This is a genomic window from Arsenicicoccus bolidensis DSM 15745 (assembly GCF_000426385.1).
In the GTDB taxonomy this organism is placed as follows: Bacteria; Actinomycetota; Actinomycetes; order Actinomycetales; family Dermatophilaceae; genus Arsenicicoccus; species Arsenicicoccus bolidensis.
In genome coordinates this window covers 74,850-97,772 of the sequence record NZ_AUFG01000001.1, presented here as the reverse complement: position 1 = coordinate 97,772, position 22,923 = coordinate 74,850, and the positions used below count along the sequence as shown (strand labels likewise).

Below are 22,923 nucleotides of genomic sequence, written 5' to 3'. Positions count from 1 at the left end.
TGGTGACTGCGAGAGCTGTCGTCGCGTTGGCGCGCGTCGTCCGGAACATGCGTGGATCTCCCCCTGAGTGAACGTCCTGGATCCCGGTCCAGGCTAGTCGAACAAATGTGACCGAGAGTGACCAACGGTCACACGGTGGCCGGATCGTGACCGGGACACCGCTGCTGTGCGACCGCTCGACCAGACACATCGAGCGCGCGCACGGGCCCCGAGGACATGACGTCCCCGGGGCCCGGCAGGTTGCACGTGGTCAGACCGCGTGCTCCCCGTGGAAGAACTCGAACACCCAGCCGATGAGGCCGATGATCCCAAGGCCCGCGGCCAGCAGGAAGAACCACCAACCGACGGCGATGCCCATGAACATCAGGGCAGCCGCACCGGCCAGCATGATCGGCCACCAGGACTTGGGCGCGAAGAAGCCGTAGTCACCCTCGGCGTCGGCGATCTCCCCGCGCGGGTTGTCCTCGGGACCGACCGCAGGCAGGCGCTTGGCCGTGGCGTGGATGTAGAAGGCCGACATCCACATCTCGGGCACGAGCAGCAGCAGCGCCACGACCCCCACCGGCTCCGACCAGCTGGTCACGAAGCCGTAGATGATGCCCACCGGCAGGAAGAAGACGCCCAGGATGGTGAAGAGCTTGACGGCGGTGCGCATCAGTGGCGGTCCTCTCGGTGCGCGGCGGTGGAGGTCGAACCATCACGTCGGCCGGAGTCCGCGCCGAGACGCTGCATGGTGGCCGGGTCGGCCTGCGGGTGGGCACCCTCGGAGTCCGGGTGGTGCAGGTCCCACGCGGGACGCTCGGAGCGGATCCGCGGGATGCTGTCGAAGTTGTGCCGCGGCGGCGGGCAGGACGTGGCCCACTCCAGCGAGGCGCCGTAGCCCCACGGGTCGTCGACCAGGACCTTGGGCGCGGTGCGCGCGGTGTGCCAGACGTTGTAGAGGAAGGGCAGCATCGACAGGCTCAGGATGACGGCGAAGACCGTCGAGACCTGGTTGAAGAAGGTGAAGCCGTCCTCGGGCAGGTAGTCCGCGTAGCGGCGCGGCATGCCCTCGACACCCAGCCAGTGCTGGATGAGGAAGGTGCCGTGGAAGCCGATGAAGAGCATCCAGAAGTGGATCTTGCCGAGGCGCTCGTCGAGCATCTTGCCGGTGAACTTGGGCCACCAGAAGTAGAAGCCGGCGAACATCGCGAAGACGACCGTGCCGAACACCGTGTAGTGGAAGTGCGCCACGACGAAGTAGGAGTCCGAGAGGTGGAAGTCCATGGCCGGGCTGGCGAGGATGACGCCGGTCAGGCCGCCGAAGCAGAAGGTGACGATGAAGCCGATCGCCCAGATCATGGGCGTCTCGAAGGTGAGCGAGCCGCCCCACATCGTGCCGATCCAGTTGAAGAACTTCACCCCGGTCGGGACGGCGATGAGCATCGTCATCACCGAGAAGAAGGGCAGCAGGACCTGGCCGGTGACGTACATGTGGTGGGCCCACACCGACATCGAGAGCGCGGCGATGGCCACGGTCGCGAAGATCAGGGTCTTGTAGCCGAAGATCGGCTTGCGCGAGAAGACCGGGATGACCTCGCTGATGATGCCGAAGAACGGCAGGGCGATGATGTAGACCTCGGGGTGGCCGAAGAACCAGAAGAGGTGCTGCCACAGCACGGGGCCGCCGTTGTCCGGCGAGAAGATGAACGAGCCGAACTTGCGGTCCGCGCCGAGCGCGAACAGCGCGGCGGCCAGGACCGGGAAGACCATGATGACCAGCAGCGAGGTCACGAGGATCGTCCACGTGAACACCGACATGCGGAACATCGTCATGCCCGGCGCGCGCATGCACAGGATCGTGGTGATGAAGTTGACGGCACCCAGGATCGTGCCGAAGCCACCGAGCGCCAGGCCGAAGACCCACAGGTCGCCGCCGAGGCCGGGGCTGTAGCTCGCGTCCGACAGCGGCGCGTAGGCGAACCAGCCGAAGGAGGCGGCACCGTTGGGGGTCAGGAAGCCGAACGCCGCGACGAGCCCGCCGAAGAGGTACATCCAGTAGGCCAGGGCGTTGAGCCGCGGGAAGGCGACGTCCGGGGCCCCGATCTGCAGCGGGACCAGCGCGTTGGCGAAGCCGGCGAACAGCGGGGTCGCGAACAGCAGCAGCATGATCGTGCCGTGCATGGTGAAGAGCTGGTTGAACTGCTCCTTGTTGTCCACGATCTGCAGCCCGGGGCCGAACAGCTCGAGGCGGATCAGCAGGGCGAGCAGCCCGCCGATCATGAAGAACGCGACGGACGTCACGAAGTACATGTTGCCGATCAGCTTGTGATCGGTGGTGGTCAGCACGTTGGCGATCTGCGTGCCGATCGACTTTTTGCGTCGCTCGTCACGGATCTGCCGGGGCGTCTGCGGCTCACGGGTCGTGGTTGCGGTAGCCATCAGTTGCTGCTCCCCTGCGTCGTCGGGATCTTGGCCTGCTCGGCCGGCTCGAGCTTCTCGCGGTTGAGACCGTTGGGCAGCTGGCCGGTGCGCCCCGAAGCCTTGAGGTTGGCGATGTGCTTGTCGTAGTCCGCCTGGGAGACGACCTTGACGTTGAACAGCATCTCCGAGTGGTAGGTGCCGCAGAGCTCGGCGCACTTGCCCTTGTAGTCACCGATCCGGTTGGGGACGACCTGGAACTTGTTGACCCGCCCGGGGATCATGTCGAGCTTCTGCTGGAAGGCCGGCACCCAGAACGAGTGGATGACGTCGCGGCTGGTGAGGACGAACTCGACCCGCTTGTCGACGGGCAGGACCAGGGTGGGGAGCGCGGCCTCGGCGCCGGGCTTGCCGTCGAGCTTGGCCTGCTTGCCGGCCTCGTAGGTGTTGGCCTCGACGTAGTTGAAGTCCCAGCTCCACTGCTTGCCCACGACGTTGACCGTGACGTCGGGCTTCTTGCTGGTGTCCAAGAGGGCCGCCTCGTCCCGAGCGGTGTAGAAGAACAGAACGCCCACCATGAGGATCGGCACGACGGTGTAGAAGATCTCCACGGGCACGTTGTAGCGCAGCTGGGCCGGGTAGCCCGTGTCGGTCTTCTTGCGCTTGAAGGCGACCATGCAGTAGATGGTCAGCCCCCACACCACGCAGCCGACGGCCAGGGCGGTGATCCAGGTCCAGACCCACAGGCTCTCGATGCGCTCGGTGGAGACGGTGGCTCCGCGAGGCAGGAAACCGCGCTGCGCGGCCTCGCTGCAGCCGCTCAACAACGTGGTCAGGACCGCGAGACCCAGGCCGCCCGTCAGGAGACGGGAGCGCTTGGTTGCTCGCGATGAGTCATTGTGCCTGCGCAACAGACGCACCTTCCGACATGGTGAAGCACTCATACAGGGGACAGACAACTCGAACCCTACCCTGTGAGTGGCCTAGATCGCCTCCCCGCACACGCCGCGTGGACCCGTTGCTCGGCAACTCGTGATGTGAGTCGCGCCGCACCTGCTCCGACCCCGGATCTCGGGGTGGCTCAGCGCCATACGGCCGGCAGGGGGCTCCGCAGGAGCCGGGGCAGGCGAGCCAGGTAGGCCGCCCGCGGGACCTCCGTGATCCCCAGCCCGGCGAGGTGGGCGGTGCTCCACTGCACGTCGACCAGGCGGTCCCCGCCGGACGCGCGGACGTCGTCCAGGTCGGCGACCAGCAGGTCCACGAGTCCGACGAGAGCGACCTTGGACGCGTCCCTCGTCCGGTGGAACATCGACTCCCCCGCGAACAGGCCCCCGACCGCGATGCCGTACAACCCGCCGACGAGGTCGCCCCCGTCCCACGCCTCGACGCTGTGCGCCCAGCCGAGCCCGTGCAGCTCGGAGTAGGCGCGGGCCACGGCCGGCGTGATCCACCTCCCCGAGCGGGAGGGATCGGCGCAGCCGGCGACGACCTCGTCGAAGGCGGTGTTGACGCGCACCTCGAGGCGCCGGCAGGAACGGCGCAGGGAGCGGCTGACCCGCAGGTCACCCAGCTCGAGGACGCCGCGCGGGTCCGGGGACCACCAGCCGAGCGGCCCTCGCCCGCCCTCCCCCAGACCCATGGGAAAGATGCCGGTGCGGTAGGCAGCAAGGAGCGTCCCGGGGCTCAGGTCGGCGCCGACGCCCACGACGTCCTCCCCCGGCTCGGCGCCGTCCAGCGTGAGGTGCCAGGGGCTCGGCGGCGGCTCGACCGGCGGGGTCACCTCAGCGTGACCGCAGCGGCCAGCTCGTCCGCGGCATCCTGGCCGTAGACGTCCGCCAGCCGGGCGTAGAAGCCCTCGTGGTCGAGGTGGTACTCCTGGGTGCCGGTGGTCTCGAGGACGTGCGTGGCGAGCATGGAGCCCAGCTGGGCCGACCGCTCGTGCCCCAGGCCGGCCGCGACGCCTGCGAGGAAGCCCGCCCGGAAGGCGTCGCCGACGCCGGTGGGGTCGACGACCGTCTCGGTGAGCGCCGCCGCCACCCGCACGGGCTCCTGGCCACGGGCGATGATCTCGGCGCCGTCCTTGCCGCGCGTCGTCACGCGGACACGCACCCGGTCGGTGATCTCGTCGACCGTCCACCCGGTCTTCTGCGCGGCCAGGTGCAGCTCGTACTCGTTGGTGAACAGGTAGTCCGCCCCGTCGATCAGCCCCCGGATGGCGGGGCCGTCCATGAAGGCCAGCTGCTGGGACGGGTCGGCGGCGAAGGGGACGCCGAGCTCGCGGCACTGCTGTGTGTGCCGGGTCATCCGCGCGGGGTCGCTGGGGGCGATGACCACCAGGTCGACCTGCCCGAGCTCGCGGACGACCTGGGCCAGGTCGATGCGGTTTCCCTCGTTCATCGCTCCGGCGTAGAACGTCGCCATCTGGGCCAGGTCGCGGTCGGTCGTGCACACGAAGCGCGCCGTGTGCTGGTCCTGCGAGCGGTGGACGTGGTCGCAGTCGACCCCGTGGTCCACCAGCCAGGTCTGGTAGTCGGCGAAGTCCTTGCCCACCGCGTCGACGAGGACCGGGCGCTGCCCCAGGGCGGCGAGGCCGAAGGAGATGTTGGCACCCACACCTCCGCGCCGGATGTCGAGGCTGTCGGCCAGGAAGGAGACCGAGATCTTGTCCAGCTGCTCCACGAGCAGGGAGTCGGCGAAGCGGCCTTCGAAGGTCATGAGGTGGTCGGTCGCGATGGACCCGGTGACGAGGATCTGCACGCGCCGACCCTACCGGAGCAACGCGAGAGGGGCGGCCCCGCGAGATCGCGGTGCCGCCCCTCTCGGGCGCTCGACGTGCTGGTGGTGCTGTGCCGCTGGTGGTGCTGCGGATCGCGGCTCAGCTGAAGGAGTCGCCGCAGGCGCAGCTGCTGCCCGCGTTGGGGTTGTCGATGGTGAACCCCTGCTTCTCGATCGTGTCGGCGAAGTCGATCGACGCGCCGTCCAGGTAGGGGGCGCTCATCCGGTCCACCACGACGCCGACACCGTCGAAGTCGCGGACGAGGTCACCGTCGAGGGTGCGCTCGTCGAAGTAGAGCTGGTAGATGAGGCCGGAGCAGCCACCGGGCTGCACGCCGACGCGCAGCCGGAGGTCGTCGCGGCCCTCCTGCTCGAGCAGGCTCTTGACCTTGACGGCGGCGACGTCGGTCAGCTGCACCCCGTGCGTGGCAGCGTCGACCGAGTCAGCGCGCGTCTGGGTGTCGTCCTGAAGACTCATGAGCAGTCTCCTCCATGGTTCGGGATCCCCCGCACAGGTCGGCGGGATACGAACAACAACCTTCGCACACGGCTCCGTGTTCCCGGAAATGGCGCGCGGACGAGATGCGGGGGCGCGACGGCGGAGGACTGCCGGGTGTCGGCCGGGCGTCAGCCGGGCGGCGTGGTGCCGGGGGCCGATGCGCTCGGCGGGGCGGGCGACCAGGTGCGGGCCACCCGCTCGGCGCGTGCGGTGAGGCTGCCCGCGGGATCCGCCATCGCCCGGGGGACGGCGGTGATCGAGTCGGCGACGGGATAGATGCCCGTCACGCCGATCGCCGCGCACTCCCGGCGCCCGACCAGGCTCTGACCCGGTATGACGACCACCGGCCGCGCGTGGCGCAGCGCCGTCTCGCCCAGCACGGCGGGCACCCGGCCGCGCAGGCTCGCCCAGTCCAGCCGGCCCTCCCCCGTCACCACCAGGTCGCAGGCGGCCACGGCATCGTCGAGGTCGAGCGCGGCGGCGAGGACCTCGCCCACCGGCTGCACCGTCCCGCCGAGGACGAGCACGGCATAGCCGATCCCCCCGCCCGCACCTGCACCCGCCAGCTTGTCCACACGATGACGTCGGCCGGTGAGCAGGTCGGTCGGGCCCGGGACGACACGTCCGACGGCGTCGACGAGAGCTCCGAGCCTCCGCTCGAGCGCCTGGGCCTGCTCAGGGGTCGCCCCTCGAGACGGTCCCTGCTGGGCCGAGGTGCCCTGGAGCCCGAGCAGGGGCAGCTCGTCCGGCGTGGCCACGACGAGCTCGACCTTGGCCTCGATCAGAGATCGACGGAGGTCGCCGAGCCAGTCCAAACCCTCGACCTCGTGCTGAGGTTCAGCTGGTAGACCATCGTCGGGAGACGGTCGACCGGCGAGGGCGCACCACAGGCCATAGCCACCGTCGTTGCACAGCAGGTCCCGGACACCGATCACCACCGAGGTCGCGCCGGCCGCGATGGCTTCGCGCACGAGCTGCCCCACACCGTGGGACGAGGTGCGCCAGGGGTCACGGCTCTCGGCCGGCAGGAGGGCGGGGCCGCAGGCCTGGGCGGCCTCGACATACGCGACCGTCCCTCTCGGGCCGTCGAGCAGCAGCACGACCCCCGGCACCTCCCCACCCAGCGGGCCCCGCACCGTGGTGGCGAGCGTCCTGGCCCCGGGCAGGCTGCTCAGTACGTCGACGAAGCCCTCGCCGCCGTCCGACAGCGGCAGGGTCTGGACCTGGTCGTGCGGCGCGGCACGACGCCAGCCCTGCGCGATCGCGTCCGCGGCCAGTGCGGCCGTCAGGGTGCCGCGGTAGGCGGTCGGGGCGACGAGGATCCTCACCGGCGCTCGGTCTCCCCGCCCTCCGGGACCGTGACCTGGTCAGACCCCCGGGCCCCCTCCACGATCTCGACGTCGCCGTCGGCGTCCACGTCGTCATGACCGAAGGGATCCGCGTCGACGCCCGGCATCCAGGTCAGTCCGGGGACGTTCCAGCCGTTCGCCTTGAGCATCCGCTTGCCCTTGCGGGCCCAGCGCCCCTCCAGCCGGTCGACGTACAACGTCCCGTTGAGGTGGTCGTACTCGTGCTGCATGCACCGGGCGAACCAGCCGGTCGCGTCCCACTCGAGCCGGTTGCCGTCGACGTCCTGCCCGATGACGTGCGCGCGCAGCGGCCGGACGAGGGGGAAGGACTCGCCGGGGACCGAGAGGCAGCCCTCGGCGTCCTCGTGCGGGTCCGGGTCCTCGGACGGCTTGCCGGAGGTCGTGACCACGGGGTTGACCACCACCCCGCGGTGCGGCACACCGTCGTCGTTGGCCATCTCGTAGGTGAAGATCCGCAGCCCCACACCGATCTGGGGGGCCGCGAGGCCCACGCCGTTGGCGGCGTCCATCGTGGCGTACATGTCCTCGACGAGCTCCCGGAGGGCGTCGTCGAACTCGGTCACCGCCTCCGCGCGACGGTGCAGCACGGGCTCGCCGTAGATGACGACGGGACGGACGGACATGCGAGGACTCCTTCGGCAGGGCGATCGGCAGGTCGAGCCTACCGTCGGGCGAGGGGGCGTCCGTGAGCCGTGCGGCCAGGGGCCTCGTGGGCCGATAGGCTGACCCTCGTGCTAGGACGCAAGAAGACCGAGGCCGCGACCCTCGAGCAGCTCGAGGAGCAGGCCCACACGGACCGCCCCGGGGCCAAGAACCGCCCCACGCCCAAGCGGCGCGAGGCCGAGGCCGCCCGGCGGCGACCGCTGATCGAGACGGACCGCAAGGCCGCCGCGCAGCGCGACCGCGCCGTGTCCCGGGAGGAGCGCGCCAAGCAGCAGCAGGCCATGATGCGCGGCGAGGAGTGGGCCCTGCTCCCCCGCGACCGGGGCGTGGCGCGCCGCTACATGCGCGACTACATCGACGCGCGGTGGAACATCGCGGAGTTCACGATGCCCGCGCTGATCGTGGCGATGATCCTGTCGCTGCTGGTGGGGCAGCTCAAGAACCCCGGCCTCATCACGGCGGTCATGGTCCTGACCTATGGCGTCATCCTGCTGGGCATCGTCGAGCAGACCATCGTGCACTACGCGATGAAGCGGAAGTTCGCGGCGACCCACCCGGGCGAGATCTGGCCCCCGCGCGCCGGTTTCTACTCCGGGATGCGCGCCTTCCAGCTGCGCCCGACGCGCGTGCCCCGTGCGCAGGTCAAGCGGGGCGAGAAGCCCCGGTGACCGAGGCGGGCTTCGGCGCCGGTCGCGACCACTGGCTCGACCGCCAAGGGCTGCTGCGCAACGTCGTGCGCCAGGAGCTCGTCCGCCGCCAGCTCGAGGTTCACCTCGCTATGCCCCCGGCGAGCGTCCTCGACGTGGGCGCCGGCCAGGGGACGCAGGCGATCCACCTCGCCCGCCAGGGCTACGAGGTCGTGGCCGTGGAGCCCGACCCCCAGATGCGCGCTGCCTGCGAGGCTGCCCTCGCCGCCGAGCCGGCGGCCGTCCGCGGCCGGATGGCTGTCCTGGACGGCTCGCTCGAGACCCTGGACACCATGGCGGCCCTCGAGGGCCGCACCTTCGACGCCGTGCTCTGCCACGGCGTCCTCATGTATGTCGATGACCCCAACCCCGCCCTCCGTGCGCTGGGACGCCGGGTCCACGTGGACGGCATCGTGTCCGTGGTCGCGCGCAACGCCGGAGCCATGGCCTGGCGACATGTGCTGCGCGGCGACTTCGCCCAGGCGCGCACGGTGCTGGACGAGGTGGACCGGTCAGGGTGGGACCGGCGCGACCCGCGCTACACCAACGAGCTCGGTGTCGACTGCCGGGCCGACTCGCTGGAGCGGCTCGGCGCGTTCTTCGGCGGGATCCGGTGCTCCTTGGAGTACTGGTACGGCCTCCGGACGTTCACCGATGGCGTGGCGGTCGACACCCCGGTTCCCGAGGACCCGGCCGAGCTCGCCGAGATCCTGGCGGTGGAGGAGCGCCTCGGCCGCACCGAGCCGTATCGCCGGATGGGCACGCTGATGCATCTCGTGGGGCGTCGCGGCGAGGGCCGCGGGCCGGTGCTCTAGACCTGGGCTGGACCTGCTCAGGACCTGGTCAGGACCTGGTCAGGACCGGCGCTGGACCACAGCGAGCATCGCTCGTCGATCCCGCTACCTGCTCTGGAGCTCGGCGAAGGCCAGCGGCTCGCGCGTGACGGCGTAGGTCGCGAAGTAGAGCTTGGTGATCCGTCCGTCGGCGTCGCGGACGAGCTCCAGGCGTTCGCCGCGCTCGCGTCCCTCGACCGCTCGGTAGAGATCGCGGTCGACCTGCTCGTAGCGCGTGTCGTCGAGGGCGCCGCGAGACCCCGGCATCGTGGACCACAGGGCGTCCCCCCGGATCTCGAAGTCCAGGGGCGAGCCCTCGCTCCACCACCGCCCCAGCAGCTCGCCACGCTCGTCGTCCTGCCGCGACGGCGTCCACACGCAGGGCGTGGTGGGCTCGTGGTCCAGCAGGGCGCACAGCAGGTCGGTCGCGAGGCCGAGGGGTGCCGGACCGGACGTCGCGTTGGCGAAGACCACGGCCCCCACCCGGTCGCGGGGCCGGAAGCGCAGGCCGGTCAGGAAGCCGGGCATGGCGCCACCGTGACCGGCAAAGACGCGCTCGCCCCGGCGGAAGAGTCCGAAGCCCAGCCCTTGGCCCGTGGTCCAGTCGTCGGGGTCGGCCATGATCACCGGGCTGCACATCTCGGTGACCGTCTCCGGGTCCAGGACGTCGAACCGCCCCGGGTCGGAGCAGAACGCGGCGTAGCGACCCAGGTCGGCGACGGTGGACCACAGGCCGCCGAGCGGGGCGGTCGAGCGCAGGTCGATCACCGGCTCGAGGGTCGCCGTGCGCGCGTGCGGGTGGATCTGGTAGCCGTGCGCCCGGTCCTGCTCGTCCGGCACGAGACCGGTGCGCGTCATACCGAGCGGGTCGAGCACGACCTCGCGCACGACGTCCTGCCAGGGTCGCTCCTCGACCCGGGCGATCACCTGCCCGAGCAGCGCGTAGGCGAGGTTGGAGTAGTGGAAGGCCCGCTGCGGGGGCAGGACGCGCTCGGCGCGGACCAGGTCACGCAGGAGCCCGTCCTCGTCGGGGGCCTCGAAGGACTCCCACAGGTGGCCGGCGGGCTCGCGCTGCAGGCCGGAGGCGTGGGCAAGCAGCGACCGCAGCGTCAGGTCGCCGAACGGCGTGCCGGGCAGCAGGTCGTCGAGCGTGTCCTCGACCGACAGCCGGCCCCGGTCGCGCAGCGCCATGATGGTGACGGCGCTGAAGGTCTTGGTGACCGACCCGATGAGGTACTGGGTGTCGTCGACGGCGTTGCGCGCGGGGGCGCCCCGATCACCGTCCTCGGCGCCGCGGACGAGCTCCCCGTCCAGCCGGGCCGAGCCCACGTGCGTCGACCACACCAGGCGCCCGTCCCGCACCACCCCGGCGCTCACGCCGGGGCTGCGCCACTCGTGCTGCGCCGTGCCGACCAGGTGCTGCAGGGAGCGGGCCAGGTCGGCGGGCAGCGGGTCGGCCACCGTCACTCCCCCATCGCCTGCAGCGACATGGGTCCGTAGACGACGTCCTCGCCGCGCAGCAGCGTCACCGCGTCGACGCCCGCGGCCTTGACGTCCTCCCACTCCTGGGCGAACCACGCCTCGGCCTCGCCCTGGCTGGGAAAGGTCAGCGCCGGCAGCGCCTCGGAGGTCGTCGGGCGGCCCTCGGCGTCGAGGTAGGACCAGGTGTAGGCGTCGTTGCTCATGGCGCCAACCCTAGTCCGGGCGGTGGCACGGTGGGCGCTCAGGACAGTGCGGCGACGTCTCCGACGACGGTGACCGCCGGGGGCACCAGACCCTCCGGCACACCGTCGGCGGCGAGGGCTGCCAGGGTGGTGCGAACGGTGCGCATCGAGGGCAGCCCGCCGTCCATGACGCAGGCGACGGGCGTCCGGTCGTCACGGCCGGCGGCCAGGAGCGCCACGGCGATCCGCGGCAGCGTCTCCACGCCCATGAGGACGACGATCGTCGTGCCGGCGCGCGCGAGGGCGTCCCAGTCGACGGTGCTGCGCGGGTCGTCGGGGGCCGCGTGCCCGCTGACGACGGTGAAGCCCTGCACCGTCCCGCGGTTGGTGACCGGGATGCCGGCGAGCTCGGGGACGGACACGGCCGACGTGACGCCGGGGACCACCTCGACCGGCACGCCGGCCTCGCGGCAGGCCAGGACCTCCTCGTAGCCGCGCCCGAACACGAACGAGTCCCCACCCTTGAACCGCACCACGCGTCGTCCGCGCAGGGCGTGCTCCACCAGGACGCGGTTGATCTCCTCCTGCGGCGTGAAGCGGCCGCGGGGGATCTTTGACACGTCCACGACCTCGACGTGCGCGGGGAGGTCGGCGAGCAGGCTCACCGGCGCGAGGCGGTCCGTGACGACGACGTCGGCTGCCCAGAGGGCGTCATACCCGCGTCTGGTGAGCAGTCCGGGGTCGCCGGGGCCGCCGCCCACGAGGACCACCGAGCCGGCGCGCTCCCCGGCCTCCTGCCCGGTCGCCTGCCCGTCCGTCTCCAGGCCGTATGCCAGGATGCCCGCCACGGCGGCGAGCTGCAGCACGTCCGGCCCCTCGGACCGCTCCGCGGGGGTGCGGGCGTCGACGACCAGGCGCGAGGCGGCCACGACCTCGGCCTCGGTCACGTCCGCACCGCGCGCGACGAGGCCGCGGTCGACCAGGTCCTCGAGCGCAGGGACGAGCTCGTGCGCGACGACCGTGACGTCGGCGCCCCGCTCGCGCAGCTGGACGACCTCGGCCAAGGCCCCGGCCCCCCCACCGGCCACGAGGACCGGGACGCCGGCGAGCCGCCAGCCCGGTGCGGTCATGCGTGGGCCTCGACGTCCGCCACGTCCCGTCCGGCCTCGGCGTCCTTGCCGCTCACCCCGGCGGACTCGAAGGTCGCGACCTCGGTGAGCATGCGGACGGCGAGCTGGACGTGCGGGACCGCGAGGGCGGCGCCGGTGCCCTCCCCGAGCCGCAGGTCGAGGTCGACGAGGGCCTCGAGCCCGAGGGTCGACAGCGCGGCCAGGATGCCGGGCTCGACGCCGGCGTGCCCCGCGACGAGGTAGTCGACGCAGTCGGGAGCGAGGGCCTGGGCCACCAGCGCGGCGGAGCAGACGATGACGCCGTCGAGGATCACGGGGGTGCGCTGCGCCGCGGCGGCGAGCAGGAAGCCGACGATCGCGGCGTGCTCCAGGCCTCCCACGGCCGCGAGGGCCGCGACGGGGTCCTCGCTGGTCGCGCCGTTGGTGCGGATGGCGCGCTCGACGACGGCGACCTTGGCGGCGCGGCCGGCCTCGTCCAGCCCGGCGCCACGACCGGTGACCTCCTCGGGCGCGCGCCCGGTGAAGACCGAGATCAGCGCGGCGGCCGGGGTCGTGTTGCCGATGCCGACCTCGCCCGCCAGGAGCAGGCGGTTGCCCTGGGCGACCAGGTCGCGGGCGACGTCGATGCCGACCTCGATGGCCTCGTGGACCTGCTCCAGGGTCATGGCCGGGCCCTGCGTCATGTCGGCGGTGCCGCGGGCGACCTTGCGCACGAGCAGGCCGGGCATGGCGGGCAGGTCAGTGGCCAGGCCCACGTCGATCACGTCGACCTCGGCACCGACCTGGCGGGTGGCCGCGTTGCACACCGCCCCGCCGGTCGCGATGTTGGCCGCCATCTGCACGGAGACCTCCTGCGGCCAGGGCGAGACGCTGTGGGCCTGCACCCCGTGGTCGCCGGCGAAGACCGCCAGGGCCACGGGGGACGGCGGTGCCGGAGGCCAGGTGCCGCACGCCGCCGCGACGCGTTCGCCGGTGGACTCCAGCAGCCCCATCGCCCCGGGGGGCTTGGTCAGCTGCGCCTGGCGCTCCTGCGCCCTCGCGAGGACCGCGGCGTCGGCAGGCGTGATGGCGGCGATCGTCTCGTCGAGCAGGGACACGGGAGCTCCTCCGGGAAGGGTGCGGGTGGACCAGTTCTCATCATGCACGGCCCACGCGAGCGGCCGGCGGCGGGCCCAGCCCGTCGTCTGAAGCTCGGGGGCGGGCGGGAACGCGCTGACGTGGCCGACGCACAGGTAGGCCACGACCTCCAGGTGCTCGGGCAGGCCCAGCTCGCGGGCCAGCTCGTGCGGGTCGAAGAAGCTCACCCAGCCCACGCCGAGACCCTCGGCGCGGGCGGCGAGCCAGAAGTTCTGGGCCGCGGTGGCCGTGGAGAAGCTCGTCATCCGGGGGTCGGCGTGGCGTCCGATGGTGTGCGGGCCGCCGCGCGTGGGGTCGCAGGTGATGACGACGTTGAGCGGGGTCTGGCAGATGGCCTCGATCTTGAGCCCGTCGAACATCCGTTGCCGCTCGCTCGGCAGGCTCGCGGCGAACCGGTCGCGCTGCCGCTGGGCGAGGCGCTGGATGCGCCGTCGTCGCTCCTCGTCGCGAACCAGCACGAAGTCCCACGGCTGGCTGAACCCGACGCTCGGCGCCATGTGCGCGGCGGCGAGCACCCGCGTCAGGGCTGCGTCGTCGATCGGGTCCATGGTGAACGTCGAGCGGATGTCCCGTCGCTCGCGGATGACGTCGTAGACGGCGCTGCGTCGCGCGTCGTCGAAGGCGTTGGTGCTCATGGGATCTCCTCCAGGACGGCCCGTATGCCGCCCGCCAGCTCGGACACGGGGCCGGCGTCTCGCGCGGCGAACCGCAGCCAGGTGTCGTCGAGCCCCCGGAAGGTGTCGCCTCGTCGCACGGCGATCCCCTTGGCCCGCAGTCCTTCTCGCAGGGCGGCGGCGCGGGGGTGCTGGGCGAGGACGAACGGTCCGTCGGGATCGACGGGCACGTGCAGACCTCGCGCGCGCAGCGTGTCGGCGAGGTGGGCGGCGTTGCGGCGCAGGCGCTCTCGCTGCGCGTCGCGGAAGTCGCGGCCCTGCGGGGTGCAGACGGCGAGCACGGCGGCGAGGGCGAGCGAGCTCACCGACCAGTGCGGCTGGTGGTCGCGCAGCCGACGGACGACGTCCGGCGAGCTCACGACGTAGCCCGCCCTCAGGCCGGCCAGCCCGTAGGTCTTGGTGAGGCTGCCGGTCACGATGATCGGCCTGGTCCGGTCGCCGCTGGTATGGCCGGAGCTGGTCAGGCCGGCGTTGGTCAGGTCGGCGTTGGAATGGCCGGCGCTGGTCAGGGGGGCGTTGGTCCTGTGGGTGCCGGACGCCGCGTCCCGCACCAGCGTCTGCGTCGGGTCCGTGGCGACGTCGAGGAAGGCCTCGTCCACGAGCAGGACGCGATCGGGCGGGGTGGTGGCGGGATCCACCAGGCGGAGCAGCTCGGCGCGTGGGTGCAGCCGTGAGGTGGGGTTGGTCGGGTTGCCGACGACGACGAGGTCGGGCGCCACCGGGCTCGCTGCGGAGCCGCATCCCGCCTCGATCGCGGCCGGGTCGAGCGCCCAGCGGTCGGCCCGGTCGAGCAGGTGGGCGGTGAACGCCGACCCGGCGTGCAGCAGCGCCTGCCCGGGCTCGGTGAACTGCGGCTCGACGACGAGTGGTGCGCGCCATCGCGTGAGGTGGGCGACGAGGGTGAAGGCCTCGGCGGACCCGTTGGTCAGGAGCACGCACTCGGTGGGCACCCCGAGCTCGGCCGCCAGGGCCGCGGTCGCCGGCGCGGCGTCGGGATAGGCGGCCAGGCGCGGGATCTCGCGGGCGATCGCCTCGGCGAGGAACGCCGGCGGCTGGTCCACGGCCACGTTGACGGCCAGGTCCAGGCGGGCGCCGCGCGCGTCGACGTCGCCGTGATGGCCAGCTGCGGGGTGCGGGGGCTGGTCGGGGGTCGTCATGGTGCGTCCACCAGCGCACCGGTGAGCCGGCCCACGAAGGAGCGGGCCAGGTGCGGCTGCCCGGCCCAGTGGACGTGCAGGTAGGACGCGTGCACGCTCCCCTGCACGACCCCCTCGGCCCGGTGGCCGCCGTCGCGGTCGGCCCACGCCCACGCCGGCGCGTGGTCGGTGTCGCCGGACACGACCTGCGTGCGGTGGAACTCGTGGCCCGTGACCCGGGCGCCGGCCGGTCCGAGGACCGAGTCGGTCAGCGCCACCGCCGACCGGTAGCCGAGCGTGAGACGGTGGCCGAACTCCGCGTGCGTCGGCAGGACGCCGGCCATCCGGTGCCCGTCGAGGGTCTGCCCGAGATAGAGCAGTCCGGCGCACTCGGCGCTCACCGGCGCTCCTGCCTCGGCCAGCTCCCGGATGGACCGCAGCAGAGGCACGTTGGCGGCGAGCTCGAGCGCGTGGACCTCGGGGAAGCCGCCCCCGATGACCAGTCCCGACACGCCAGAGGGCAGCTCGGCGTCCACGAGCGGGTCGAAGACCTCCACCGCCAGCCCGGCGGCGGCGAGGAGCTCGGTGGTCTCGGCATACCCGAAGGTGAAGGCCCGTCCACCGGCGACCGCGACGCGTCCTCGCGACCCGGCCGGCGCGGCCAGGGGGCCGAGCGCGTCGGACGGCGACCAGGGCTCCCCCTCGAGATCCGGTGCGGCACCAGCGATCTCGAGGAAGGCGTCGAGGTCCACGTGCGCGCTCACCATGTCGGCGAGGGCGTCGACGGCGGCCGCGGCCTCCGGCGAACGTTCGGCGGCGGGGACCAGTCCGAGGTGCCGCGACGGGACCACGACCTCGGGGACGCGGGGCACGCAGCCGATGACCGGGATCCCCGTCTCCTCGATGCCGTCCCGCGCCTCGGCCTCGTGACGCGGCGAGGCGATGTTGTTGAGGATGACGCCGGCGATGCGCACCGCGGGGTCGAACCGTGAGTAGCCCAGGACCGTCGCGCCCACCGAGCGCGACGTGTGCGCGCCGTCCACGACGAGGACGACGGGCGAGGCGGTGAGCGTCGCGATGTGGGCCGTCGACGCGAATCCCCGTGCGCCCAGCTGGCCGTCGAAGAGCCCCATGACGCCCTCGACCACCGCCACGTCCGCCAGGGTCGGGACCGTCGCGCCGTGCAGCAGCAGCGGCACCACGCGGTCGACGCCCTGCAGGTGCGGGTCGAGGTTGCGCCCGACCCGACCGCACGCGGCCGCGTGATAGCCCGGGTCGATGTAGTCGGGACCCACCTTGTGCGGCGACACCTGGATCCCCTTGCGGGACAGGGCAGCCAGCATGCCCGTGGTGATCATCGTCTTGCCGCTGCCCGACCCGGGGGCGGCGATCACCACGCGGGGCAGCCGCGTCGACGGGGCTACCACTCGATGCCTCGCTGGCCCTTCTGCCCGGCGTCCATGGGGTGCTTGACCTTGGTCATCTCGGTGACCAGGTCGGCGGCCTCGACGAGCCGGGGGTCGGCGTCGCGACCCGTGATGATGACGTGCTGGTGGCCGGGTCGGTCCCGCAGCGTGGCGACGACCTCGTCGACGTCGACCCAGCCCCACTTCATGGGATAGGTGAACTCGTCGAGGACGTAGACGTCGTGCGCCTCGGCGGCGATGCGACGCTGGATCTCGCGCCAGCCCTCGAGCGCGGCCTGGGCGTGGTCCTCGTCGGAGCCCGCCTTGCGGGTCCAGCTCCAGCCCTCGCCCATCTTGTGCCACTCGACCGGGCCGCCCTCGCCGGTCTGCTCGTGGAGGCGGCCGAGGGCCTTGAGGGCGTTCTCCTCACCGACCTTCCACTTGGCGCTCTTGACGAACTGGAAGACCCCGACCCGCCAGCCCTGGTTCCAGCCGCGCAGTGCGAGCCCGAAGGCCGCGGTGGACTTGCCCTTCATCTCGCCGGTGTGCACGACCACGAGCGGTCGGTTGCGGCGCTGTCTCGTGGTGAGGCCGTCCTGCGGGACGGTGGTGGGGACTCCCTGGGGCATCAGGCCACGCTCCTCGGGGCTCGGGTCACCCTGGTGGAGAGGCGGTCTCGGTGTCGGACGGCGCCGGCCAGCTCCTCGGCCGCCACGCCCTGCAGGTCGATCAGCTCGGCGCGCAGGTGCCCGGCGAGCTCGCGAGCCAGCCCCAGGCGGAAGCCCGCCCGCGTCTGCTCGCAGTCCACGACCACGCTGGCGATCCCCGCGTGGGCGATGCCGTCGGCCACCCGGTGGGCTCGTGGGATCGCCTGGCGCCCACCGGAGCTCGCGCGTCCGTCGGTGAGCACGACCAGCAGCGCACGACGGTGGGGGTCCTTGGCGTGCTCGCGGCGCACCACCTCGTAGGCGCTCTGCAGCCCCTCGGCCAGCGGGGTCCGCCCCCCGGTCGGCACCCGTGCGAGCAGTCGCTCGGCCAGCTCGACGCTCGTGGTCGGGGGCAGCACGAGGTCGGCCCGCGCTCCGGCGAAGGTCACGACCGCCACCTTGTCGCGTCGTTGGTAGGCATCGAGCAGCAGCGACACGCACGCCGTCTTGACCTCGCGGATGCGCTGGGCCGCGCCCATCGAGCCGGACGTGTCGACGACGAAGACGACGAGGTTGCCCTCCTTGCCCCGGCGCACGCTGCGGCGCAGGTCGCTCGGGCGCACCCCCAGCGGGTCGCCCACGGCCCGTGCCGTCGTCGCGCGGGACGCGGCCCTGAGCACCGTCGCGGTCAGCGAGATCCCTTGTCCCCGTGGGTCGTCGGGCGCCACGGCGCGCACGTGGCGCCCGGTCGTCGTGTCGGCCGTCGAGCGTCGGCCTGCCACACCGGTGCCCGCGGTGGGCAGGGTGAGCAGCCTTGCGCGGTATGCCGATCCGGCCCGCTCCCCCGTCGTGCCGCGGCCACGCGCCGGGCCGCCGGACGCGCCGTCGTCGTCTGCCTGCTGGTCCGCTCCCGTGGCGTCACCGCTCGGATCCTGGCGGTTGGGCGGGATGGGGGCGTCGTCGCCGGGCCCGTCATCCGTCGGGACCTGACCGGTCGGCGGAGGGGTCTCGGCGCCGGATCCCCCGTCGAGGTCGCCGTCCCGGGAGCCGTCTCCGTCGGCAGCATCGACCTCGGCACCATCGTCGTCGGCACCATCGTCGTCGGCTCCACCGCCGTCCCCACCACCGTCGCCGCCGCCGTCAGGCCCGTCGTCGTCACCGTCCGGCTCGGGGAGGTTGTCGTCGAGGATGTCCTCGAGGTCGTGGTCCCCACCGTCGTCGAAGGGGTTGCGCCGCTTGCGGTGCGGCAGCGCGAGGCGGGCGGCCACGCGGATGTCCTCCGCGCCGACCTCGTCGTGCCCGCACCAGGCCGCGTGGGCGACCGCCGTGCGCGCCGTGACCAGGTCGCCGCGCATGCCGTCGACGTCGAAGGCCGCGCAGATGGCGGCGATCCGCTCGATGGCCTGGTCCCCGAGACGGACGTGGGGCAGGCGGTCCTGCGCCGCCGCGATCCGGTCGGCGAGGGCGGCCTCGCGGTCGGCATACGTGCCGATGAAGCTCACGGGAGAGTCCTCGTAGGCCATGCGGCGCCGCACGACCTCGACGCGGACGCGGGGGTCGCGCGAGGCGGTGACGTCGACGGCCAGCCCGAAGCGGTCGAGCAGCTGGGGACGCAGCTCGCCCTCCTCGGGGTTCATGGTGCCGACGAGGACGAATCGCGCTGCGTGCGAGACGGACACGCCCTCGCGCTCGATGCGGGCGCGCCCCATCGCGGCCGAGTCCAGGAGGGTGTCGACGAGGTGGTCCGGCAGGAGGTTGACCTCGTCGACGTAGAGCACGCCGCGGTGCGCCTGCGCCAGCAGACCGGGGTCGAAGGCGACCTGGCCGCTCGCGAGGAGGCGGTCGAGGTGCAGCGACCCGACCACCCGGTCCTCGGACGCGCCGACGGGCAGCTCGACCAGGCGGACGGGCCGCGTGATCGCGCCGTCGCCGTGCAGCGCGACGTCCGGGCACCCGGCGTCGGGAGCGGTGGGGTCGCACGAGAACCGGTCGCCCGCAACGACCTTCACGGGGGGCAGCACCGAGGCGAGGGCGCGCACCATGGTGGACTTGGCGGTGCCCTTCTCGCCGCGGACGAGGACGCCGCCGATGGACGGCGAGACGGCGGACAGGCAGAGGGCCAGGCCCATGTCGTCCATCCCGACGACGGCGCTGAACGGGAAGGCCTGGGTGTCGACGGCCGTCATCGCGCGGCCCCGGCCGCGTCCTCGAGGTCACCCTCGGCGTCGAGGTAGGCCGCGCGCAGCTCGGCCAGCACCTCCGGGTCGGGTGACTCCCACAGCCCGCGCTCGACCGCCTCCAGCAGCCGCTCGGTCATGCCGTGCAGCGCCCACGGGTTGGCCTCCGCGAGGAACGCGCGGTTGGTCTCGTCGAGGACGTACTCCTTGGTGAGGCGGTCGTACATCCAGTCGGCAACCACACCGGTCGTGGCGTCGTAGCCGAACAGGTAGTCGACGGTCGCCGCCATCTCGAAGGCGCCCTTGTAGCCGTGCTGCCGCATCGCGGACATCCACTTGGGGTTGACCACGCGGGCGCGGAACACGCGTGAGGTCTCCTCGACCAGGGTGCGCGTCGCGACGTGCTCGGGGCGGGTCGAGTCGCCGATGTAGGCCTCGGGGCTGTCCCCGGTGATGGAACGGACGTGCGCGACCATCCCGCCGTGGAACTGGAAGTAGTCGTCGCTGTCGGCGATGTCGTGCTCGCGGGTGTCGACGTTCTTGGCGGCCACGCGGATCCGGCGATACGCCGAGCGCATCTCGTCGCGCGCCGGGACGCCCTCGAGCTCGCGGCCGTAGGCGTAGCCGCCCCACACCTCGTAGACCTCGGCGAGGTCCGCGTCGGTGCGCCAGTCGCGCGAGTCGATCAGCTGCAGCAGACCGGCGCCGTAGGTCCCCGGGCGCGACCCGAAGATGCGCGTCGTCGCCTTGCGGTGCTCGGTGCCGCTCGCGAGGTCGGCCTGGACGTGCGCGCGCACGTAGTTGTCGCTCTCACCCTCCTCCAGGGACGCGGCCAGCTGCACCGCGTCGTCGAGCAGCCCCACGGCGTGCGGGAAGGCGTCGCGGAAGAACCCGGAGATGCGCAGCGTGACGTCGACGCGGGGGCGTCCGAGCTCCTCGAGCGGGACGGCCTCGAGACCCGTGATGCGGCGCGAGGCGTCGTCCCACACGGGGCGGATCCCCATGAGAGCCATGGCTTCTCCGATGTCGTCGCCGGCGGTGCGCATGGCGGACGTCCCCCACAGGGACAGTCCGACGGAGGCGGGGAACTCGCCCTTGTCCTGCTCGTAGCGCCGCACCAGCGAGTCCGCGAGGGACACCCCGGTCTCGTAGGCGAGACGGCTCGGGATGGCCCGCGGGTCGACGGAGTAGAAGTTGCGGCCGGTCGGCAGCACGTTGACCAGGCCGCGCAGCGGGGACCCTGACGGGCCGCTCGGGATGAACCCGCCGTCCAGGGCATGCAGGACGGCGTCGAGCTCGCCGGCGGTGCCCGCGACCCGCGGCACGACCTCCTCGACGGCAAAGGTCAGGACGGCTCGTATGGCGTCGCGATCGGCCCCCGGGCGCTCCGGCATCTCCGCGAGCACGGCGTCGACGGCGTCCGCGGTCCAGCCGCGAGCCTCCATGCCCTCCACCAGGGCTCGCGCGGCGGCCTCGACGTCGTCGGTCTCGCCGCGCTTCTTGGCGGACTCGTCCAGGCCGAGGGCGGTGCGCAGCCCGGGCAGGTGCTGGTTGCCGCCCCAGATCTGGGTGGCCTGGAGCATGGCGAGGACGAGCGAGACGCGGGCCTCGCCGACGGGCTCCTGCCCGAGGACGTGCAGGCCGCCGCGGATCTGGACGTCCTTGATCTCGCAGAGCCAGCCGTCGACGTGCAGCACGAACTCGTCGAAGGCGTCGGTGTCGTCGAGCTCCGGCCGGTCCGTCAGGCCGAGGTCGTGGTCCAGGCGGGCGGCCTGGATGAGGGTCCAGATCTGCTGGCGCACGGCCGGCGCCTTGGCCGGGTCCATGGCCGAGACGGTGGCGTACTCGTCGAGGAGCTGCTCGAGGCGGGCGATGTCGCCATACGAGTCGGCTCTGGTCATGGGCGGGACCAGGTGGTCGACGAGCGTGGCGTGCCCGCGGCGCTTGGCCTGGGTGCCCTCGCCGGGGTCGTTGACGAGGAAGGGGTAGACGAACGGGAGGTCGCCCAGCACTGCGTCGGGCGCGCAGTCGGCCGACAGGGCCGCGCCCTTGCCGGGCAGCCACTCGAGGTTGCCGTGCTTGCCGACGTGGACGATGGCGTGCGCGCCGAATCCGCCGTCGCTCTGGTCGGCCTCGAGCCAGCGGTAGGCCGCGACGTAGTGGTGGGACGGCGCGAGGTCGGGGTCGTGGTAGATCGCGATCGGGTTCTCCCCGAAGCCGCGCGGAGGCTGGACGAGGACCACGACGTTGCCGGCCTGCAGCCCCGCGTAGACGAGATCCCCCTGGTCCCCGGCGTCGTCGCTGCGCCCCCTGCGAGCGGAGCGCGGTGCGCGCGAGGTGTCGAGGTACATCTCGCCGGGCGCCTCGCCCCACGCCTCGGTCACGGCGGCGCGGAAGTCCTCGTGCAGCCCGGCGAACCAGCGGTGGTAGTCAGAGGCCTTGACGCGCAAGGGGTTCGACGCGAGCTCGTCCTCGGTCAACCAGGCCTGGTCGTAGCCGCCGCGCGCGATGATCGCCTTGATCAGGTCGTCGCCGTTGCCGGACTCGAGACCCGGCAGGGATCCCTCGCGCGCGAGCGGGCCGATGTCCCAACCACCCTCGTGCAGGCGACGCAGCAGGGCCAGCGTCGACGCCGGGGTGTCGAGGCCGACGGCGTTGCCGATGCGGGCGTGCTTGGTGGGATAGGCGGAGAGGACGACGGCGAGCCGCCGCTCCCCCACCGGGACGTGACGCAGGCGGGCGTGGGCGTGGGCGATGCCCGCGACGCGGCGGCAGCGCTCCGGGTCGGCGACGTAGGTGGGCAGGCCATCCTCGTCGATCTCCTTGAAGGAGAACGGGACCGTGATGAGTCGCCCGTCGAACTCCGGCACCGCGACCTGGGTCGCCGCGTCCAGAGGCGTCGTGCCGTCGGCGTTGTCCACCCACTCCGCCCGGCTGCTCGTGAGGCACAGCCCCTGGATCACCGGCACGTCGAGGTCGGCGAGCGCGCCTGCGTGCCAGGCACCTTCGTCGCCGCCGGCCTGGGCCGCGGCCGGGGTGGTCCCACCCGCCGCGAGGACGGTCGTGATGACCGCGTCCGCCTGGCGCAGGGTCCGCATGAGCTCGGGCTCCGGAGCGCGCAGGGAGGCGACATACAGCGGGAGCGGGCGCGAGCCCGCAGCCTCGAGGGCCTCGGCCAGGTCACGCACGAAGGTCGTGTTGCCGCTCGTCTGGTGCGCCCGGTAGTAGAGGACGGCCACGCACGGCCGGTCGTCACCCTCGGGAGCCTCCAGCGCGACGGTGTCGTCGAGCGGCCCCCAGGACGGCGCGGGCTCGGGCTGCGCGAACCCGTGCCCCGTCAGCAGGATCGTGTCCGACAGGAACGAGCCCAGCTCGGCCAGGTTGGTGGCGCCGCCGTGCGCGAGGTAGGCGTGGGCCTGCGCCGCCACCCCGGCGGGGACCGTCGAGGCCGACATGAGCTCGGCGTCGGGGGCCTGCTCACCCGTCAGCACCACGACGGGTCGGGAGCCGGCCAGCAGGTGGTCCAGGCCCTCCTCCCAGGCGCGGCGGCCTCCGAGGAGACGCACGACCACCAGGTCGGTGCCGTCCAGCAGCTCGTCGAGCTCGTGCATCGAGACGCGGTTGGGGTTGGCATAGCGCCAGGTCACGGGGCCGTCGGCCGCTCGTGCGCTCCGCAGGTCGGTGTCCGACGTGGACAGCAACGCCAGCATGGGGTCCTCTCCCGGG

At 72.6% G+C, this 22,923-nt stretch carries 19 protein-coding genes; 2 read left to right on the top strand and 17 right to left on the bottom strand.

All coding sequences use genetic code 11. The annotated features are described in order from the left end of the window. Nucleotides 1–250: 250 nt before the first annotated feature. The 8 genes from K313_RS0100430 to def form a co-directional block, all read right to left on the bottom strand. A complete protein-coding gene (locus K313_RS0100430) occupies nucleotides 251–655 on the bottom strand; it encodes a cytochrome c oxidase subunit 4 (protein ID WP_029209971.1) in 405 nt (134 codons plus the stop codon). After that, complete coding sequence (gene ctaD / locus K313_RS0100425; protein WP_029209970.1) at nucleotides 655–2,421, bottom strand: aa3-type cytochrome oxidase subunit I; 1,767 nt, start codon at nucleotides 2,419–2,421, stop codon at nucleotides 655–657. Before ctaD ends, K313_RS0100430 begins: the two co-directional genes overlap by 1 nt. Further along, the gene (ctaC, locus tag K313_RS0100420) at nucleotides 2,421–3,320 is read right to left on the bottom strand and encodes an aa3-type cytochrome oxidase subunit II (RefSeq protein WP_420804891.1); all 900 of its coding nucleotides are present in this window, start codon (nucleotides 3,318–3,320) and stop codon (nucleotides 2,421–2,423) included. The genes ctaD and ctaC overlap by 1 nt, the downstream gene beginning before the upstream one ends. A gap of 161 nt (nucleotides 3,321–3,481) precedes the next feature. Next, nucleotides 3,482–4,180 (bottom strand): leucyl/phenylalanyl-tRNA--protein transferase, encoded by a 699-nt coding sequence (gene aat / locus K313_RS0100415; RefSeq protein WP_029209968.1) that lies wholly within the window; start codon nucleotides 4,178–4,180, stop codon nucleotides 3,482–3,484. Then, nucleotides 4,177–5,157 (bottom strand): carbohydrate kinase family protein, encoded by a 981-nt coding sequence (locus K313_RS0100410; RefSeq protein ID WP_029209967.1) that lies wholly within the window; start codon nucleotides 5,155–5,157, stop codon nucleotides 4,177–4,179. The genes aat and K313_RS0100410 overlap by 4 nt, the downstream gene beginning before the upstream one ends. 118 nt (nucleotides 5,158–5,275) lie before the next feature. After that, complete coding sequence (locus K313_RS0100405; protein ID WP_019287018.1) at nucleotides 5,276–5,653, bottom strand: HesB/IscA family protein; 378 nt, start codon at nucleotides 5,651–5,653, stop codon at nucleotides 5,276–5,278. Between the two features lie 149 nt (nucleotides 5,654–5,802). After that, nucleotides 5,803–7,002: a glycerate kinase gene (locus tag K313_RS0100400; protein WP_029209966.1), complete on the bottom strand. Its 1,200-nt coding sequence runs from the start codon at nucleotides 7,000–7,002 to the stop codon at nucleotides 5,803–5,805. Further along, a complete protein-coding gene (def, locus tag K313_RS0100395; RefSeq protein WP_029209965.1) occupies nucleotides 6,999–7,667 on the bottom strand; it encodes a peptide deformylase in 669 nt (222 codons plus the stop codon). The genes K313_RS0100400 and def overlap by 4 nt, the downstream gene beginning before the upstream one ends. Before the next feature lie 108 nt (nucleotides 7,668–7,775). Between def and K313_RS0100390 the strand changes: the two genes are divergently transcribed. Both K313_RS0100390 and K313_RS0100385 read left to right on the top strand, forming a co-directional pair. Continuing rightward, on the top strand, nucleotides 7,776–8,375 hold the full coding sequence (locus tag K313_RS0100390) for a DUF3043 domain-containing protein (protein WP_029209964.1): 600 nt from the start codon (nucleotides 7,776–7,778) through the stop codon (nucleotides 8,373–8,375). Continuing rightward, nucleotides 8,372–9,208 carry a methyltransferase domain-containing protein gene (locus K313_RS0100385; protein ID WP_029209963.1) on the top strand — a complete coding sequence of 279 codons (837 nt, stop codon included), beginning with the start codon at nucleotides 8,372–8,374 and terminating at the stop codon, nucleotides 9,206–9,208. The genes K313_RS0100390 and K313_RS0100385 overlap by 4 nt, the downstream gene beginning before the upstream one ends. Nucleotides 9,209–9,292: 84 nt before the next feature. On the opposite strand, the gene K313_RS0100380 is transcribed toward K313_RS0100385, so the two are convergent. The 9 genes from K313_RS0100380 to cobN are packed head-to-tail and all read right to left on the bottom strand — an operon-like array spanning nucleotide 9,293 to nucleotide 22,907. Beyond that, complete coding sequence (locus K313_RS0100380; RefSeq protein WP_034250868.1) at nucleotides 9,293–10,687, bottom strand: serine hydrolase domain-containing protein; 1,395 nt, start codon at nucleotides 10,685–10,687, stop codon at nucleotides 9,293–9,295. A 2-nt stretch (nucleotides 10,688–10,689) separates the two neighbouring features. Then, nucleotides 10,690–10,911 (bottom strand): hypothetical protein, encoded by a 222-nt coding sequence (locus K313_RS0100375; RefSeq protein WP_019287012.1) that lies wholly within the window; start codon nucleotides 10,909–10,911, stop codon nucleotides 10,690–10,692. A gap of 38 nt (nucleotides 10,912–10,949) precedes the next feature. Next, entirely contained in the window at nucleotides 10,950–12,020 is a 1,071-nt protein-coding gene (gene cobA, locus K313_RS0100370) for a uroporphyrinogen-III C-methyltransferase (RefSeq protein ID WP_029209961.1), read from the bottom strand. Then, complete coding sequence (cobT, locus tag K313_RS19485; protein ID WP_051273941.1) at nucleotides 12,017–13,792, bottom strand: nicotinate-nucleotide--dimethylbenzimidazole phosphoribosyltransferase; 1,776 nt, start codon at nucleotides 13,790–13,792, stop codon at nucleotides 12,017–12,019. The genes cobA and cobT overlap by 4 nt, the downstream gene beginning before the upstream one ends. After that, the gene (locus K313_RS19480; protein ID WP_051273940.1) at nucleotides 13,789–14,988 is read right to left on the bottom strand and encodes an aminotransferase class I/II-fold pyridoxal phosphate-dependent enzyme; all 1,200 of its coding nucleotides are present in this window, start codon (nucleotides 14,986–14,988) and stop codon (nucleotides 13,789–13,791) included. The genes cobT and K313_RS19480 overlap by 4 nt, the downstream gene beginning before the upstream one ends. Beyond that, entirely contained in the window at nucleotides 14,985–16,364 is a 1,380-nt protein-coding gene (locus tag K313_RS0100355; RefSeq protein ID WP_240483907.1) for a cobyrinic acid a,c-diamide synthase CobB, read from the bottom strand. The genes K313_RS19480 and K313_RS0100355 overlap by 4 nt, the downstream gene beginning before the upstream one ends. 23 nt (nucleotides 16,365–16,387) lie before the next feature. Next, entirely contained in the window at nucleotides 16,388–17,002 is a 615-nt protein-coding gene (cobO, locus tag K313_RS23790) for a cob(I)yrinic acid a,c-diamide adenosyltransferase (protein ID WP_029209959.1), read from the bottom strand. After that, on the bottom strand, nucleotides 17,002–19,206 hold the full coding sequence (locus K313_RS0100345; RefSeq protein WP_029209958.1) for a VWA domain-containing protein: 2,205 nt from the start codon (nucleotides 19,204–19,206) through the stop codon (nucleotides 17,002–17,004). The genes cobO and K313_RS0100345 overlap by 1 nt, the downstream gene beginning before the upstream one ends. Further along, the gene (gene cobN / locus K313_RS0100340) at nucleotides 19,203–22,907 is read right to left on the bottom strand and encodes a cobaltochelatase subunit CobN (RefSeq protein WP_029209957.1); all 3,705 of its coding nucleotides are present in this window, start codon (nucleotides 22,905–22,907) and stop codon (nucleotides 19,203–19,205) included. Before cobN ends, K313_RS0100345 begins: the two co-directional genes overlap by 4 nt. Nucleotides 22,908–22,923: the final 16 nt, after the last annotated feature.